The organism is Methyloceanibacter marginalis, from assembly GCF_001723295.1.
Classification (GTDB): domain Bacteria; phylum Pseudomonadota; class Alphaproteobacteria; order Rhizobiales; family Methyloligellaceae; genus Methyloceanibacter; species Methyloceanibacter marginalis.
In genome coordinates, this window is sequence record NZ_LPWD01000309.1 from 1 (window position 1) to 1,285 (window position 1,285).

The 1,285-nt window shown below is 65.6% G+C and carries 1 protein-coding gene; it reads left to right on the forward strand.

Annotated features, from left to right (window positions below):
* A partial coding sequence (locus tag AUC71_RS11465) for a dihydroorotase (RefSeq protein ID WP_069624372.1) occupies window positions 1-1,173 on the forward strand: 1,173 nt, incomplete at its 5' end.
* Between the last annotated feature and the right edge of the window lie 112 nt (window positions 1,174-1,285).

The following is a 1,285-nucleotide window of genomic DNA, read 5'->3' on the forward strand; positions in this document are numbered from 1 at the left end:
CCCGGCGTCATCGACACCCAGGTTCATTTTCGCGAGCCCGGCATGGAGCACAAGGAAGATCTGGAGACCGGCAGCCGCTCGGCGGTGCTCGGCGGCGTCACGGCCGTATTCGAGATGCCCAACACCAAGCCGCCTACAACCAGCGCCGAGGCCTTGGCCGCCAAGGTAGCCGCCGCCACGAACCGCATGCATTGCGACTTCGCGTTCTTTGTCGGCGCCACCCACGACAATATCGACGACCTCGACGAACTTGAATGCCTGCCCGGCGCGGCGGGTGTCAAAATTTTCGCCGGCTCCTCCACCGGCGATTTGCTCGTCGATGACGAGGAAGAGCTGGCGCGCCTGCTCGACACGATCAGGCGCCGCTGCGCCTTCCATTCCGAGTGCGAGTCGCGGCTCAAGGAGCGCGTCTCTGCGCAGCGCGAGGGCGACCCGTCGAGCCACTCGGAATGGCGCGACGTGACTGCGGCGCTGGCCTCGACCGAGAGACTGTTGCGCCTCGCCACCGAGGCGGGAAAGCGCATTCACATTCTTCACGTGTCGACCGGCGCGGAGATGGAACTGCTGTCGCTGCACAAGGACGTGGCGAGCGTCGAGGTCACGCCGCAGCATCTGACACTCGCGACGCCCGACGCCTATGAGCGGCTAGGGACGCGCGCGCAGATGAACCCGCCGCTGCGGGATCGCGCCCATCAGGAGATTCTGTGGTGGGGCCTGCAGCAAGGCGTTGTCGATGTGCTCGGCTCGGACCATGCCCCGCACACACTCGAAGAGAAGAGCGGCAGCTATCCCGCCACGCCTTCGGGCATGCCCGGCGTGCAGACGCTTGTGCCTGTGATGCTCGATCACGTGAACGCGGGCCGCCTGAGCCTTGCCCGTTTCGTCGACCTCACCAGTGCCGGCCCGCAGCGTCTGTTCGGCATCGCCGGCAAGGGACGCATCGCCGTCGGCTACGACGCAGACTTGACGATTGTCGATCTCAAGGCCGAGCGGGTCGTCGAGGACGCGTGGATTGGCAGCAAATGCGGTTGGACGCCGTTTGCCGGGCACAAGCTCAAGGGCTGGCCGGTTGGCACTATCGTCCGCGGACGTCGTGCCATGTGGGATGGCGAACTGGGACAGGCGGCGGGTGCCCCGGTGCGTTTCGGCGAAGCGCTTCCGCAACGCGCCTGAGCAAATCTACTGAATGAAGTAGTGCCACACCCCGCTCGGGGACACGCCGAGACGATAATAATCGTACTTGCCTTTTTTCTTCATGGCGGCCGCGCGCTTGGCTGGCGACGCG